We start from the raw sequence: 16,502 nt of genomic DNA on the forward strand, positions 1-16,502 counted from the left end.
CATGGCTGAAACGTCACAGGGTGCCAAACCCGTTGTCATTGCGGACTCCGTCCACGTGGAGTACAAAGCGCATGCTTCGGGCAAAGGCCTCAAAGAGGGTACACGCAAGATTTTGACGCCGCATAAGGCCCTTCGCACAGTTCACGCCCTCAAGGGTGTGACCTTCAAGGCCTATGAGAACGAGTCGATTGGCATTATCGGTTCCAACGGCTCCGGCAAGTCGACGTTGATGCGGGCCATTGTGGGGTTAACACCAACCACGAGGGGTGCTATCTACGCTTCGTCCCGTCCCAGCATGTTGGGTGTCGGGGCTGCGTTGATGCCGAAGCTCTCGGGTGAAAAGAACATCATCCTGGGCGGCCTAGCGTTGGGGTTCACCAAAGCTGAAATGGCCGAACTCAAGGACGAGATCATCGCCTTCGCGGAACTCGAGCAGTTCATCGACCTGCCCATGGGCACGTATTCCTCCGGCATGCAGGCACGCCTCAAGTTCGCCATCGCTGCTTCAAAACAGCACGAAATTCTGATCGTCGACGAAGCGCTTGCAGTCGGTGACCAGCGCTTCCGGCAGCGCAGCGAAGCCCGCATCAGGGAGATGCGCGAGAATGCGGGTACCGTGTTCCTCGTCTCGCATTCTATGAAGTCGATCAAGGACACCTGCAGTCGTGCGCTCTGGATCGAAAAGGGCGAACTTCGCATGGACGGTGATCCGACGCAAGTGATCAGGGCTTACCAGAAGTTGCGGAATCAATGAGTCGGACTCTGGCGCCGATATCGGGCACTCCGGGCGTCTCGTACATCATGCCCATTCTGAACGAGGCGGGTCATGTTGCAGACGCGGTGCTCAGCGTCCTCGAGCAGCGCTACGAAGGACCCAAAGAGGTCGTCCTCGCCCTGGGTCCGTCAACGGATGGAACGAATGAAATCGTTGAGGAACTGAAACGCCGGGAACAGAGGATAAAGGCCGTTGATTCGCCGACTGGCAGGACGCCCAGCGGGCTGAACCTGGCTATCGAAGCATCCCAGTATCCGATCGTCGTCCGCGTAGATGCACACACAGAACTGGAGCCTGACTACACGGCGAAAGGCGTCGAAGCTCTTCTCCGCACGGGAGCCGCCGACGTTGGCGGGTTGATGGATGCAAAGGGACGGTCGCCCTTTCAGCGAGCCGTGGCAAGTGCCTATCATTCTCCGCTTGGTCTCGGGGGAGCGGCTTACCACAGCGGGGCTCCGGAGGGCCCGGCCGAGTCCGCCTACTTGGGGGTTTTCCGTCGTGAAGCGCTCGCGGCCGTAGGCGGTTACGACGAGACGTTTTGGCGCGGGCAGGATTGGGATTTGTGCTTGCGGCTCCGGGAAGCTGGCTTCGCGGTATGGTTCGATCCGCGGCTCAGGGTTACCTACTGGCCACGTGCCGATTGGGACAAGCTGGTGAGGCAGTTCTATGCGGCGGGCATTTGGAGAGCGGAGCTGGCTCGCCGTCACAGATCGGGCAAGTCGATACGACATTTCATTCCACCGCTGTTGGTAGGAGGATTGGCAACCGGCGCAGCAGCAGCAATCGCCAGCTTTAGTGGGTCGACCCACAATTGGCCGGCCTGGCTGAAGAGTGCAGCGTCGGCGGCATCCCTCTTCCCTGTGCTGTACGGCGCAGGCGTGGTTGGTGCTTCGGCGACGATGCGAGGGGACTTGGGCCCCGCCGAACGGGTCCGTCTGCTTGCAGTGTTGCCCAGCATCCACATCAGCTGGGGGTTGGGCTACCTTCGTGGCCGACTCTTCGGCGCAGCCGGCACTGTCGACACCAGCCGGAGGAAGTCATGACCGGCACCACCCGCCCGGCCCATCCCACACTCGAGCAGTTGCGCGCCGTCGCCCAGCCGCCGGAAGTGCGCAGCCGCAAGAACGCGGAGCATTGGACGGCCGAGCTGTACCTGCGGCACATCTCCATCTACCTGACCAGCGTGCTGGTACGCACCCCGATCAGCGCCAACGGCGTGACCGGGCTAATGATCCTGTCAGGCTGGGCCATCTCCGCCTGCCTGCTCATCCCAGGCATCTGGGGGCCGCTGCTGGCCGTGTTCTTCTCGCAACTGCAGTTATATTTCGACTGCAGTGATGGGGAAGTTGCGCGTTGGCGCGGAACCCAGAGCCCCAAGGGCATCTTCTTGGACAAGATCGGCCATTACACCACCGAGGGCCTGATACCCATCGCGCTGGGACTGCGTTGTTTGGGGGACTTTGGGCTACTTGGCCGGGATCCGGGACAGGCTTACTTTCTGCTCTTCCTCGGTGCATTGCTAGCGTTCCTGATCGTGTTGAACAAAGCCCAGAACGAAATGGTCCACGCCTCACGGGCGCTGGCAGGAATGGACAAGCTGCCGGACACCGCCGCGGCCAAGGCAGTCCCAGCCGCGACCTTGGTTGGACGGCTGCGCCGGTTGGCCCGGTTCCTGCCCTTTCACCGGGTGTTGCACTCGGTGGAAATGAGCCTGCTCATCCTGGCCGCCTCAGTAGTTTCCGTGGTTGCAGGCGTGCCGGTGTTGGGGGAGCGCTGGCTGCTCTACGTGATGGTGCCGGCGGTGCTGCTCGTCAACATTGGCCACTTCGTCGCCATCATGGCGTCGCCGAGGCTGCGGAAGTGAGCTCCACAATGCCGAACAATCGTGCGACGGCGCCCGGCGACTCCACCGTGATGCCCGCCTTTGGCGTGGTCATCCTGACGCAGGGCACGCGGCCAGAGGAGTTGCAGCGCGGCTTTGACTCACTGCGTGCCCAGCGTGGGGTCAGCCTAGACGTAGTCGTCGTCGGCAACGGCTGGAAGCCCGAAGGACTGCCCACAGGTTTTAAGACCCTGCACTTGGAAGAGAACCTCGGCATCCCCGCCGGGCGCAACGCTGGCGTCCCCCAGGTCTCGGGGGAGTACCTCTTCTTCCTCGACGACGACGCCTGGCTGCCGGACGAGGACTTCCTGCTCTCCTGCGCTCGACTGTTCCGGGACCGGCCTTACATCGGGATGGTCCAGCCCCGGATCGAAGACCCGCAAGACCCCAGCGCTCCGCAACGCTGGATTCCGCGGCTGCGCAAGGGCAGCGCTGATACGTCTAGCAATGTTTTCTCCGTGGTCGAAATGGCCATCGCCATGCGCCGCGACGTGTTCGATCGCACCGGTGGCTGGCCTTCCACGTTCTGGTACGCCCACGAGGGAATCGAATTCGCCTGGCGGGTCTGGGACACCGGTTTCAGCACATGGTACGCCGGGGACCTCCGTGCCGGGCACCCTGTGATCGATCCGCGCCGGCACGAAGAGTTCTTCCGGCTCAACGCCCGCAACCGGGTCTGGCTGGCCCGGCGCAACCTGCGCTGGCCCTTCAGTTGGGCCTATGTAGGCTCCTGGACGCTGGTCCAGATCCTCCGCTCGCGGCGCGACGTCGGGCAGCTCAAGCCCTGGTTCGCCGGCTGGCGTGCCGGCTGGCAGCAGGACCCGTGGGGTCCGGGGGAGAGCCGGCGGAAGCTGAAGTGGTCCACCATCTTCCGGATGGGTGCTTCGGGCCGCTGGCCCGTGATCTAGTCCTCCCGGCACCATGGATAGCAACTCCTGCCCTAAGATGGCAGGCAGACAAAACTGAGGTTAACAAAAGAGGCGGGGTAACGCTGGTGGGCAAAACGGTTCTTACTTATGGAACGTTCGACTTGTTCCATATCGGTCATTTGAACATTCTCAAGCGACTGAGTGACTTGGGGGACCGTCTGATCGTTGGTGTGTCCACTGACGAGTTCAACGCAATCAAGGGCAAGAAACCTGTGGTCCCGTTTGAACAGCGGATCGAGATCGTGCGTGCTCTTAGTTGCGTGGACATGGCAATACCGGAGAGCAACTGGGCGCAGAAGCGCGCGGACATCGAAAAGTACAGCGTCGATGTTTTTGGTATCGGTGAGGACTGGAAGGGCAAGTTCGACGATCTTGGAGACAAGGTCGAGGTCGTGTATCTGCCCCGGACCAGCGGCATCTCAACCACCGAGATGAAGCGGGTCCTGAGCGCCTTCGACGAGCGCCATGTCGAAGAGCTTAAGCGGACGCTGGACAGCATCAGCCAGATCGTCAAAGAGCTCAGCTAGGAATGGCCAGCGACACGAGCGAGGTGACGGTCGGCTTTGCCACTGCCCTGAAGAGCCTGAAAAGCGACACGAAGAGCCTGGCTTCCAATCTCGTCCTCGGCATTCTTGCCTTTGCGGGCTGCGCCTTGGTACTAGCATCGTCGTCCATTCCTCCGGCAGTCCTCGGGGCGGCAGTCGCTGGGCTGGCCTACTCGGCCATTCTTTGGCTGAAGCGCGGTTCCCTTCGGCGCGTGAACCGAGGGCGGCTTCTGGCCACCTACGTATCGTTGCGCGTCGTACTGGCGATCACCGCGGCCGGTTTCTACGCTCGGATGGTTCCCGATAGCGCGGCATGGAGCTGGGCGGCACTGGGACTGACCACCATCGTCGTACTGCAGGAGCCCGTGCTCAAGCGCATTCTGGGCGGAAAGCGGCAGCAGTGCGCGAACTTGCCAGGCGCCGCGACCACGCCTCGCCGACCCTTTGCAGCCGGTAACCTCACCCGCAATACGCTGGCGATCATCGGGCTGGCCGTGGCACTGGCCGTTTTCCGGGTTCCTGGTTGGATTCTGTTCATCGTGGCGCTGGCCCAGTTGGTGCCTGTGTGGCGGGTGCTGAAATTTGCTTTCGTGTCCCTGGCGGTAAGCAAGCGAAACTATGACCGGCTGCCGGACCTGCTGAAGGGCCACAAGCCGGACTTCGCGGTCTACTATGCCGCGCTCAAGGGCGCCGAGTACCAGTTGGGGATGTGGCTTCCATACTTGGAACGGCTGGACCGTCCCTTCGTGGTCATCACGAAGAACCCGGCGACGGTGCCGGTCATCGCACGTCTCACGAATGCACCGGTTGTCAGCGTGATGGAAGGCGCAGTCGGTGCGCTGGATCGTTTGGTGGTACCGACGCTGCAGGCGGCCTACTACGTTCAGGGAAGCCCGGGCAACGCTGCCTTCCAGCGTTACCGGAAGTTGACCCACATTTGGCTCAATCACGGCGACTCGGACAAGGAAGCCAATTTCCACCCGCGGCATGCGACCTATGACAAGCTCTTCGTCTGCGGTGAGCAGGGTGTAGCGCGTTATGCGGCCCACGGCATCGATATTCCGCGGGAGAAGTTTGAGTTGGTGGGGCGGCCGCAGGTCGAGAAGATCGAGTTCCGCGAAAACGCAACCGTGCCGACCTCGCCGACAGTGCTTTATGCTCCGACGTGGCAGGGTGGCCGTCCGAGCACTAGTTACTCGTCCCTGCCCATCGGGCCCGAGATCGTCACTGCCCTTTTGGCACGGGGCGCGACGGTGGTCTTCCGTCCGCACCCGTTGAGCTACGGGATTCCTGCCGATAAGAAGCAGGTACTAAAGATTCACGATCTGCTGCGCAAGAATGCCGAAGCCTCCGGCCGCAAGCACGTCTTCGGGCGGCCCGCCGAGAAGGACCTCGATGTGGCGGGTTGCTTCAACCTCTCGGATGCCTTGGTCACCGATGTCTCCAGCATCGCCTCCGAGTATCTGGCCTCGGGCAAGCCATTCGCCATGGCAGCTATCACTTCCGGCGGTGAGGCCTTCCTGAGGGAGTTCCCCACGGCGCAGGTTGCCTACGTGATCGAGAAGGACCTTTCGACGCTCGCACCGGCCCTGGACGGACTTCTGGGCGTCGACCCCCTGGCAGCCAAGCGAGCAGAGCGCCGCCGGTACTGCCTGGGCGACGTGATAGGTCCGCAGGCTGCGAAGCCGTTTGTCGAGGCTTCCTTGGCCATCATCGACGGCCTACCGGCGGTCAAATCAACGGTGCCATAACGGACGGCTCAGCAAGGAAGCATTCTGGCACGACGTAGTCTCGCAACGGTTCGCCACGCCATCCGGGCGATTGGACACTGCCTCGGTAGATGTCGGGGCAGTTTGCCCGGTCAATGCGTACTACATGCACGCGCCAGCTGCGGACTGGCAGGCTGCTGGCAAAGTGGCTTGTGAATAGCCGGTAAACTGTTCTGGGCGACCCGCCAACGATTTGATGAATTAGGGAGAGTCTTTTGTCTCAGCTTCGGAACGTAGCAGTTGTACTGGCCGGAGGCGTCGGGTCACGCGTCGGCCTGAATATTCCCAAGCAACTGATCAAAATCGCTGGCCGGCCCATCATGGAACACACCCTTGACGTCCTGAATAGTCACCCCGCCGTTGACGAGGTCTTGGTCATGATGACTCCTGGATACCTCGATAAGGTACGGGAGATCGTCAAACGTAACGACTTCGCGAAGGTTACGCAGATTCTCGAGGGAGCCGACAACCGTAACGACACCACGCAGCGGGCGTTGGCTGCCTTGGACGACGAGGAATGCAACGTCATCCTCCACGATGCTGTCCGCCCCTTGCTGTCCCCGCGGATTATCACCGACGTTGTCAAGGCCCTGGAAACACACGGCGCCGTCGATGTCGCTATCCCTTCCGCAGATACCATCATTGCTGTCGCAGGCACAGAGATCGACGGTTATCCGGTAATTAGCTCTGTCCCGCCGCGGGCCATGCTTCGCCGGGGCCAGACGCCCCAAGCGTTCAAGCTCAGCGTCATCCGGTCGGCCTACGCCGAGGCAGCTAAGGACCCGGATTTCGCTGCTACAGACGACTGCACGGTAGTGCTGAAATACAATTCCAACGTCCCCGTAGCAGTTGTGCACGGCGACGACCGGAACATGAAGGTTACCGAACCGATCGACATCTACATCGCAGACAAGCTCTTCCAACTCACTAGCAACGATGTGCAGACGCCTTTGAACGAGGAAGGATATCGTGCGGCGCTAGAGGGGAAGACTGTTGTGGTCTTCGGCGGCTCGTACGGAATCGGTGCCGATATCGCAGCAGTAGCGGCGCGCTATGGGGCAACTGTCAAAACCTTCTCCCGTTCCAGCACCAAGACCCATGTAAACCGGCGTGAGGATATCGTTGCAGCCCGAGACCTAGTCCTCGCCGAAACGGGACGCATCGATTATGTGGTCAACACCGCAGGCGTACTGCCGCGCGGGCTGCTGAGCGAGACGTCGGATGAAACGATTTGGGAGTCGACCGAAATCAATTACATTGGCCCAGTGTTGGTCGCTCAGACCTTCTATCCAGAACTGAAGAAAACTGGCGGCTCGCTCCTTCTTTTCACTTCGAGTTCCTACACCCGGGGGCGGGCCAGTTATAGTTTGTACAGTTCGGCCAAAGCCGCAACGGTGAACCTCACGCAGGCGCTGGCGGATGAATGGTCCGAAGATGGCGTTCGCGTCAACTGTGTTAACCCGGAACGCACTGGGACGCCCATGCGGACCAAGGCGTTCGGACAGGAAGACCCTGCTGGCCTGCTCGAATCCGAGACTGTGGCTCAAGCCTCCCTCGACATTCTCATCTCGGAGAAGACAGGCCACGTCATCGACGTCCGTAAAACCGACCCTCTGTCCGTTGCTTCTCTTGAATACGAAGCGGAAATCATCAAATAATCCGCTCCACTGGTTGACACATTTTGAGAAGTAAAAGGATAGACAGAAGCGTGGCAGCGAACAAGCAGGGAGCAGCCCAAACGACGAAGTTTAGGCAAAAGCAGCGGCGGTGGACCAGATTTGTGCCCCGGAGCCTTAAGAGCACATACCGTAAAATGGTCCCGTCTAAGTCCCGCAGGAAAGCCGAACAACCGCTCTTGTCGGTCATCGTACCTGTCTATAATGTCGAGAAGTACCTGGCTGACTGTCTTCAAAGCCTGATCAGCCAGGCTTATGAGAATCTCGAGATTATTGTCGTAGACGACGGGTCACCTGATAATTCGTTTTCCATCGCCGATACATTTGCGTCGTTAGATCACCGGATCAGAATTGTGCGGCGGGAGAACGGTGGTCTGGGGGCGGCACGAAATACGGGCATCGCGGAGGCTCGAGGCGACTACATCACGTTCGTGGACTCTGACGATGAGATACCGTCGGATGCCTATCAGCAAATGATTGCCTCCGCCACGCAGACAGGGTCTGAAATCGTCGTAGGTGCCATGGTCCGCAGCCGCAACGGTAAGACCATCACGCCCGAATGGGTCAAGCTTGTCCACAGCGAGGACCGTCTCGGCATCAAAGCGGAAGATTTTCCAGAGATACTTCGTGACTTTTATTCTCCTAACAAGATCTACAATAGGTATTTTTGGCAGCGCCAGAACTTTGCCTTCCGTGAGGGGGTTCTGTTTGAAGACCAGCCGGTCATCACGAATGCGCTGACAGCCGCACGGTCGATCGATGTTCTGAAGGCAACTACCTATCGTTGGCTTATTAGGGAAGATGGTTCTTCGCTCAGCCAAAATATGTATACGACCGAGAAGATTCAAGCCCGGTTCCACGCAGTTAAGTTGACAAAGACTTACCTGGATGATCTCGATAAAGTGGAGATTACAGCCGCGTGGAAGTGGACCTTGCTGCAGTACCATTTCCCCAATTATCTCGGTCAGGCGCGATCCCTTGGGGACGAATCCTACGAAGCAGTGATCCAAATGGTCAGCTTTGTCGTCTCGGAAGAGGAACTGCTGGAGCAGGCAAAAGTTTCGCCGCAGAACCGTGTCCTGATGTACTTGGCGCTGACCCAGCCCCGAACAGTTGTCGAAGAATACCTCAACCGGCGTGGCCGGGACCTGCGGTCCCATCCCGTTGAACACGAGCGTGAGGACGTCTACTCCATCCTTCCGTTCGCAACGGAGGCAGCATACGCAATACCGCGAAAGTTGCTCCGCATTCCGCGTGAGGACCTCAAGATTGAGTCCGTCCTGGATAAGGTTCGGTGGCTGTCACCCGTCAAGCTTGAAGTGTCTGGGTGGGCTTACTTGTCGAACACCGACCCCATGCAGAAGACTCAGTCGGTCCACATCGTCGTTCGCGACGCTCGAGGGGAAGTCGTTCGGGTTCCTGTAGCGCAGGCTCACAATGCCGAAGCATCCGTGCGCGCCCGGCACCACTGGGTGGACTACGGTGGGACCGCCTTCGTTGCCACGGTGGACCTGACAGATTTGCTTATGTCGCTGCCCTGTGTAGACGGAAAGATGGCCCGTTGGTCGATTTCCGTGGAGGTTAAGCTCGGAACCCTGATACTGGAGAGTCCGTTCGGATCCCGGACTAAGGGTGGATCCGCCCAGTCTCTGTCCATGAGCCACAGCCGAGACCGCGTGGTTCTGCGGCCTAAATGGACGCCCGACGCCGGCCTTCAAATCTTCGCCGACCGTCGGGCGGCCGTCGCCCGAAGTGTGCAGGTGGATGGTTCGATGGTCGCCATCCAACTGGAAAGCCCCTCATCAGAATTCATGCCGATCGTGGCTCAAGTTAGTGCCAAGGACGCAAACCTGGCCTGGTCCTTCCCCATTACCCCAAATGCAGCAGGGCATTACTCGATCGATCTGGACATGAACGAATTGGTCTCGTTGGGACTGCCCTTGTACATCTATCTGGTCGATGCTGCCGGCGTGCGGCGCAAGTTGCATGTCGGGTCCGCCGAGTCAGTTGACAATTCAGGTGAGCCGTTTGCAATTAGCCGGTCGGTCACCGGGGTTATGTATCTCGGGGCAGCTGCGGACAAGATTAATGTGTCCGGTTTCTCCATTAGCAACGACGGCTTCTTCGTCATCGAAGCCTCCAGCACTTTCTCGGGTGACTCGGGAGTCTTCCTGGAAATGGTCTCATCGAAACAAACGTCGCGACGGGTGCGGGCAACCAAATCGGTCGACGGCCTGCGCTGGTCCATACCAGTTAGCCAAGCACGGCCCGGTACAGACCGAGAGACTGTGCTCCCGCAGGCTTGGTACCGCTTCGTAGCCTACCGTATGACCCCGCGCGGAAACCGAGAGTCTCTGCAGGTGCTGACAGACCGGGCAATGACAGAGCAACTGCCCCTGCGGCTTGAGAGCCCGCGCATGCACGGACAGCTTCTCAAGCGGGGCGGGGCCGTCGGCTTCCAGGTTCAGGCAGCGCATAGTCTTGCTGACCGGTCAATGTACACGCGAACTCAATACCTGGTCGCCTCGGCTGGGAGAACTCCTAGACTCAAGAACGCCATTTATTTCCAATGCCTCATCGGCGATTGCGCGACAGACAGCCAACTGGCGATCCACAATTACTTGCGGATAAACCATCCTGAAATAGAGACGTACTGGGGTGTTGTGGATTATTCCGTTCCATTACCGGACGGCGCCATCCCTGTGGTTATCCATACGGAGTCCTGGTTCGAAGTGTTGGCTACTTGCAAGTACATCTGCGTCAATCATGAGCTGCCTCCAGTTTACGAGAAGAAGCCCGGTCAGGTTGTGGTCCAGACATATCACGGTCATCCCTTCAAACTCATGGGACTGCCGCGATGGGAATCGCAAAATGTCAGTTCTGCACAGCAGGCACGGAACCTGGCTGAGAGGGATACTTGGGATTACTTGTTGTCGCCCAGCCCTGAAGCGACGAAAATGTACCGCAAGTGTTTCCCTATCTCTGCGGAGATTGTTGAGGCTGGACATCCTCGCAATGACGTTCTCGTATCGGACAGAGTCGATCGACGCAGTGTCGTGCGGAAGATGCTGGGTATTCGCGATGATCAGACGGCGGTGCTATATGCGCCCACCTGGCGGGACTACGAGAGCACCAACCCGTGGGTGTCACGGATGGTCGAGCTGCTCAATCCGTACGAGCTGTCGGCCATGTTGGGCGACGGCTTCGTTGTGCTTCTTCGAGGTCATCCAGCACATCAGCGGCACTCAAGCCGGCCGGTCCAGCAGTCTGGCGTAGTCGTCGTAACTGACTATCCCGAAATTAATGACTTGATTATGGCATCCGATGTCGGTGTTTTCGATTATTCTTCCGTCCGCTTTGATTATTCGGTGACAAAGAAGCCAATGATATTCTTCGTGCCGGACGAGGAAACGTACTTTGCAAAGACACCCCCGCTCATCCCGTATGGCGAAACCGCTCCGGGTCCGCGCGTTATTGATAATGACGGATTGGCGGAAGAGCTCATGGGGTTAAACCGCTATTGGGATCGGTTCGGTTCCGTCTATGACGAATTTGTTTCCCGGTTCAATCCCCTTGACGACGGACGTGCAACCGAACGATTTGTCGAAAAGATTTTGCGCGACGCCAGTGATAGCGCCGTTGTATCCGGACACAACGTTCCCATCTCCACGCGAAGAAGACCAGAGGCCCAGTAGGCGGCTATTTCGCCAGTTGATGCGCGTTACCTAGGTGACATCTCCCATGACTATGTCAAGTCTTTCTGGCCCCGAGTTTTTGAGCGCGCTCTTGGACATCATCGATCGGGGTGACCCACCGACAGTTGCCCGATTCCTCAGGCGACTAAGTCCGCCGACAAAAGTTCAATCTTCCGACGTGATAGCTTCCGTGTCCACCGTCGAAGCTGGCACCGTGGCCAGCGCGGTACTGGCGTCGGTGGCCAGAATCTCCCTGATTGTGGTCTCGAAGCACTCGGATTGGCTCTGGTAGACGGCTGCGTTCTCCCTGCGCGGGTTATCTCCCCGCTGCGCGCATTCCACCAGGACATCCGCATCAGCGGGCGAGTGCAGCAGTTGTGCGACGCGCAATGACGGATAGCGGTCAACCAGCCCGTCATCTGTTTGAGCAATGACGCCAATTGGCCTATCGGTGACCGTATAGTCCACTAGAACGCTTGAGACATCGGTAATCAGTGCATCCGAATCATTGAACAATCCCACCAGGTCCGCTGCCCGGGCCTCGCCGGAAGCTATGTGCGGACCCCCGTGCCGGAGCAGTAGTTCGTCCACGGAGGCTACAAGCCGCCGCTCGTCGGGTGACTTGCTGCTGAAAGGGTGCGGGCGAAAAATGATCCGGGCTCCGCCTGACAGGAGTCGCTCGATGTAGGGGCCGGCGTGCGCAAGCGAACTGAGAGTGGAAGCATCGTTATAGCCAAGCCAAGTCGGGGCGTAGAGCACAGTGACCGGCTCGTTCGGGCCGCGCCTGCGCGGTCCTCGGTCCGCCCCGCGCAGCTGTGGGCGTCCAACGATGGCGAACTTTCCTTCCGGGATAAGCACGTTGTTGGCATAGTATCGCTCAATGGCGGCCTGTCCTGCGACAAAAATCTTGTCGTACATGGCGTGGACCGGGTGCGCGGAAATCTCTTTGTCAGAATCCCCGTGCCCAAGGTAGACATGCGTCAGATTCCTGTAGCTGACCATATTAATGTTCGACGCCACCGAGTTGACGTAGAAGACTGCACGCACGGTGGGGGCTATGACCTTGTCCAGCTCTGCGGTGTTTAGGCAAGCGACCAGCGGTATGCCCGCCAGCGCAGATCGCTTTTGCAGCGAATCCGCGGCTTCATTGTGCCGAGTGATAACGGCGAAGGGCACCCGGAGCTCCTTCAACGGTCCCAGCCACTGCTCGATCTGGTAAGCACCGCCGTCTTTGCGTCCGGTGTAGATCAGGAACTGTGGGCCGTAGTCGTCTAAAGCCTGTTGTACGGAGGGCCAGCGTCGGCGGCGCTGACGAGCTAGCCAGAAGGCATAGCCAGCAACGCCGGCCATGGCAGATCCGATAGCTGCCAGCCACAGGATCCACCACAACACGCTCCATCCGGCATTGAGAATGGCCGCGGTCCCGAGCAAACTGGCCCCGGCCAGGACGCTTGGAACCCAAACCTGCGGGGCGGTGGGCAGCTTGACACCGGGTAGCCCGTACGCGGTGACGTGGTGAACGGCAAGGACCCGGTGGGTAATTGGGACCAGGACAATGCTGAGGGCCGTTCCGATTCCACCCAGCAGCACCCACCACAGCCCGGCAGAGCCTTGTAGCGCGAGTGAGGCGGCGAGGAAACCGGCTCCGGCACCGAGCACCACGGTACCCGCTGTGAGGGGCAGCACGGTACGAAGCGCGCGCCTCACAACGGCCGCCTGGGCGCGTCGATTAGTTCTCTGGCGGCCGTCAGGAAGCCGTCGGCGTAGCTGCCTGCCGGGAAGTCACCAAGATAGTAGACCCTGGATTCTTCCCGTTGCGCCGCCAGCGGATCCTGGACGAGCAGATCGTCCAGCGCCTGGTCCAGATTCCCCAAGTCCTCCTCGATCACATAGGCGGCCCGAGACGCCGGGGCCTCCGCCGCCAACTCCTCGACGGTACGTCCCACGGAGACGATGGAGAAGGGTTTGCCGGACTGCAAATAGTCCGAAACCATCGCGGAAACATCGGAGACCATCGCATCAGAGGCATTAAAGCAGTCCACCACGCTCATCTCCTGCTCGGCCGCCTTCCCAAAGATATGCTGCCGGCCGGTGGCTGCGGCGTCTGCTGCCAGGAGATCGCCGATCTCGGCGATCCACTTGGCTGCCTCAGGAAAGCGGTAGTTGAACGGGTGAGCGCGAAAAATGACTGTGCACCCGCGGGCCAACAGGCCCTCCACGATGCCGCGCCCAGACGGGAGTGAATACACGGCTGAGTCCGCGTACGGCCCGCGCCAGGTCGGGGCGTACAGCACAGTCGGATTGGGCCCAGGCACACCCAGGCGGCGCTGGATGCCCTCCACCTGCGGCCTTCCCACAATCCGGAATTTCTCACCCGGAATTTCAACGCCGTGGCGTGCATAGCGGTCCACACCGGCCTGCCCGGCACTGAAAAGGTGGTCGTAAATGGCATGCACCGGGTTGTAGCAGGCCGGCTTTTCCGAGTCACCGTGATTGAGCCAGACATGGCGCATCTCGCGGCGCTCAATGAAGTGAGTGTTCTTGACCGCGTTATTTACATAGAACGCCACCTTCAGACTCGGCGGAACGACCTCTTCCAAGCTGCGCAGCGTCGGCCGGTGGACCACAGGGGCCTCAGTCAGAGCGGCGATTGCACGCATCATCCGTAGGGTCCTAGTGATAACGATGTAGGGCCGACCGATCCGGTCGAGGTATGGCAGCCACATGCCCGCCTGGTAGCCAGCACCGACATTTGATCCGAAGTACAGGGCGAATTCGGGCGCTAGGCGTTCCACCGTCTGGGACAGCTCTGCCTCGTGGCGCAGGTTCCGATAACTGCGCCACCAGCCGGCGCCCAAAACCTTGGTGCTGAATGCCAGTAGCAGCAGGGCCATCACCCCGGCTGCAACCGGGGCGGTGCCGGGGCTGAAGTACGCGGTCACGAAGCCCGCACCAAGGCCAAAGATGCTCAAGACCGCGGCACTGCCGCGCGGCAGAATCTCGTGGCCCTGCGTGTTGATGCCAGGCAGATTGCGGGCATCCAATCCCCGGGGGCGCCAAGCCGTTGCCGCGTGCTCTTCGAGAGACGTGGCTGCCAGCCAGCAGACCAAGCCGGCGGTAAGCCAAGCGGCGGTCCCAGTCCAGGCGGGCGATCCCAGCTGAAGCAGGAGGGCCAGAACAAGCAGAGCCCGCGCGGCAAGGTCGTTGCCCAGCATGGCGTTCAGCGCTCGGCGGCGTCGGAAGGCACGGCGGTGGAAGAACAGCGAGATGGCTACTGTTGCCAGACCGGCAGTGCCGACCAGCCACCCCGACGCGGCCAACACGTACGCACACCAAGTGACCACCGCCCCGGCCGCGGGCAGGACGAAGCGCAGCAAGGCCAGCAGTCTGCGACGCCCCGAGGCAGAGCGGTCGTCCGCCTCGTCTGGCGCATCTCCGTTCTCGGCCGGCACCGCTTGCACCTCGGGTTCCGCGGCAGCTGACGGAATAGCGTGGCTGGGGCGCGTCGAAGCAATGGTGCGTGCTGCCTCGATGAACACTTCGGTGTAGCCCTCTACCGGGAAGTCGCCCAGATAATCGGAGCGAAGATCCGACCGGACGCCGGCCATCTCGTCCGCTCCCAACAGAGAGTCCAGAACTTCGTCCACATTGGACAGCCCGCCCTCGAGCACGTAGGAAGCCCGGGCGATCGGGTACTGGTGGACAAAGTCCTCCGGTGCGGCGTTGACCGCAACCATGGCGAATGGCTTGCCGGAGTAAAGGTAATCCGAAACCACGCTCGAGACGTCCGAAACCATGGCATCGGAGGCATTGATGCAATCGACGATGCCGCGGACCGACTCCGCCTCGGCACCCCACAGATGTTTCCTGCCGGTGCTTTGCGCGTCCTCTCGCAAGAGTTCCTGAATATTGCCGATTAGCGCAGCGTCCTCGGGGAATTCGTAGCTGAACGGGTGCGGGCGGAAGATGACAGTGGAGCCGCGATCCATCAGCGAGCGGACAATCTTCTCTCCTACGGGTAGAGAGTGGAAGAAGGTCTCCTCTACATGCCCTCGCCACGTGGGGGCGTAGAGCACCACGGGGGCCTCGGTACCCCTGAGCCGGGCAGGCTGAACGTTTTCCAGTTGCGGTCGGCCGACAATCTGGAATTTGTCCCGTGGGATCGAGACGCCATGCTCGGCGTAGCGACGGGTCGCAGCTTCGCCGGCGGCAAAGATCCTGTCATACATGCCGTGCGTTGGATTGTACGACGGTGGCTTGTCCGAATCCCCGTGGCCTAGGTAGACATGCGTGAGTTCATGGAAGCGCACCATGGCACCGTTGCCAGAGGAAGCGTTGACATAGAACACAGCATTGACGCTGGGCACCACCACGTCGTCGAGGTCCGCGACCCGCCGGCGCATGACCACGGGGGCATCGGTCATTGCGGCCAGGGCCTCGGCGGGCACCAACGAGCGGGTAACAATGATGAACTTCTTGCCAGTGCGCTGCAGATAAGGAAGCCACATGGCCACCTGGTAGGACGCGTCGTCCGGCCGGGCGGTGTAGATGATGAAGTCGGGGGCATACTGCCGTAGCGCCGTGTTGAGGTTGCTTTCGACGGCGCGACTGGCCACTGCCCGCCGGTACGCATTCGATCCGGCGGCTCCATAGAACCCGAGGAGTGCCGTCGTGGCGATGCTCCAGAGCCAAACCGGCCATCCGAGGGCGGCGATAGCGGCGCCCCAGCACGGCAATATGAAGGAGCCAATCACATAGGCGTGGGCATGGCTCGTCAGCTTTGGCACTGCGGAAACACCAGGCAATTGGGCTGTGAAAGCCTGCCGCGCGCCCACCGCACGGAGCATTATGGGCTCCAGCAGCACCATGCCCAGAGCCGCACCAGCCGTGAGCGCCACGGTCCAGCGTCCGGCGGATGACGGGGAGGTTTGGATAAGAAGCAGGGAAACAGCGGCAATAGCCGCTGTTCGAGGGACGGCGAGGTGCCCCAGCGATTCGACAGGCCGCAGGCCGGGCACCCCCAATTGAACAATACCGGCGGCACTAATCACCGAAAGTATAGCCGTAGCCAGCCAGGCGGATCCGTCGGAAACTGCCACTGCCACTGCGGCAGTGGCCAGCAGGGTCAGGCCCAGCCCGTAACCTGCCTCGCCAGCCAGGCTGCGCAGCACCCGCCGGGCGCTGGGAAGCGTTTCGGAATCATCAGCTGATATCAGTGCCATGTCAAGCTT

10 protein-coding genes are annotated in these 16,502 nt (G+C 60.5%); 8 read left to right on the forward strand and 2 right to left on the reverse strand.

What is annotated here, in order from left to right; all coding sequences use genetic code 11:
* Position 1: 1 nt before the first annotated feature.
* The 8 genes from MNQ99_RS08990 to MNQ99_RS09025 all read left to right on the forward strand — a co-directional run bounded on the left by MNQ99_RS08990 (position 2) and on the right by MNQ99_RS09025 (position 11,271).
* Positions 2-754 (forward strand): ABC transporter ATP-binding protein, encoded by a 753-nt coding sequence (locus MNQ99_RS08990; RefSeq protein ID WP_241915180.1) that lies wholly within the window; start codon positions 2-4, stop codon positions 752-754.
* Positions 751-1,818 (forward strand): glycosyltransferase family 2 protein, encoded by a 1,068-nt coding sequence (locus MNQ99_RS08995; RefSeq protein ID WP_277883616.1) that lies wholly within the window; start codon positions 751-753, stop codon positions 1,816-1,818. The genes MNQ99_RS08990 and MNQ99_RS08995 overlap by 4 nt, the downstream gene beginning before the upstream one ends.
* Positions 1,815-2,639: a CDP-alcohol phosphatidyltransferase family protein gene (locus MNQ99_RS09000; protein WP_241915182.1), complete on the forward strand. Its 825-nt coding sequence runs from the start codon at positions 1,815-1,817 to the stop codon at positions 2,637-2,639. The genes MNQ99_RS08995 and MNQ99_RS09000 overlap by 4 nt, the downstream gene beginning before the upstream one ends.
* 8 nt (positions 2,640-2,647) lie before the next feature.
* On the forward strand, positions 2,648-3,565 hold the full coding sequence (locus tag MNQ99_RS09005) for a glycosyltransferase family 2 protein (RefSeq protein ID WP_422387526.1): 918 nt from the start codon (positions 2,648-2,650) through the stop codon (positions 3,563-3,565).
* A gap of 86 nt (positions 3,566-3,651) precedes the next feature.
* Positions 3,652-4,113: an FAD synthase family protein gene (locus MNQ99_RS09010; RefSeq protein WP_241915183.1), complete on the forward strand. Its 462-nt coding sequence runs from the start codon at positions 3,652-3,654 to the stop codon at positions 4,111-4,113.
* A 2-nt stretch (positions 4,114-4,115) separates the two neighbouring features.
* Positions 4,116-5,882: a CDP-glycerol glycerophosphotransferase family protein gene (locus MNQ99_RS09015; RefSeq protein ID WP_241915184.1), complete on the forward strand. Its 1,767-nt coding sequence runs from the start codon at positions 4,116-4,118 to the stop codon at positions 5,880-5,882.
* 233 nt (positions 5,883-6,115) lie between these two features.
* Positions 6,116-7,558, forward strand: coding sequence for a bifunctional cytidylyltransferase/SDR family oxidoreductase (locus MNQ99_RS09020; protein ID WP_241915185.1), 1,443 nt, complete (start codon positions 6,116-6,118; stop codon positions 7,556-7,558).
* A 197-nt stretch (positions 7,559-7,755) separates the two neighbouring features.
* Complete coding sequence (locus MNQ99_RS09025) at positions 7,756-11,271, forward strand: bifunctional glycosyltransferase/CDP-glycerol:glycerophosphate glycerophosphotransferase (protein ID WP_241915186.1); 3,516 nt, start codon at positions 7,756-7,758, stop codon at positions 11,269-11,271.
* 165 nt (positions 11,272-11,436) lie between these two features.
* On the opposite strand, the gene MNQ99_RS09030 is transcribed toward MNQ99_RS09025, so the two are convergent.
* Together MNQ99_RS09030 and MNQ99_RS09035 are read right to left on the reverse strand one after the other, a co-directional pair.
* Positions 11,437-12,978, reverse strand: a complete 1,542-nt coding sequence (locus MNQ99_RS09030; RefSeq protein WP_241915187.1) for a CDP-glycerol glycerophosphotransferase family protein — start codon at positions 12,976-12,978, stop codon at positions 11,437-11,439.
* The gene (locus tag MNQ99_RS09035) at positions 12,975-16,493 is read right to left on the reverse strand and encodes a CDP-glycerol glycerophosphotransferase family protein (protein ID WP_241915188.1); all 3,519 of its coding nucleotides are present in this window, start codon (positions 16,491-16,493) and stop codon (positions 12,975-12,977) included. Before MNQ99_RS09035 ends, MNQ99_RS09030 begins: the two co-directional genes overlap by 4 nt.
* Between the last annotated feature and the right edge of the window lie 9 nt (positions 16,494-16,502).

Source organism: Arthrobacter sulfonylureivorans, from assembly GCF_022637435.1.
In the GTDB taxonomy this organism is placed as follows: Bacteria; Actinomycetota; Actinomycetes; order Actinomycetales; family Micrococcaceae; genus Crystallibacter; species Crystallibacter sulfonylureivorans.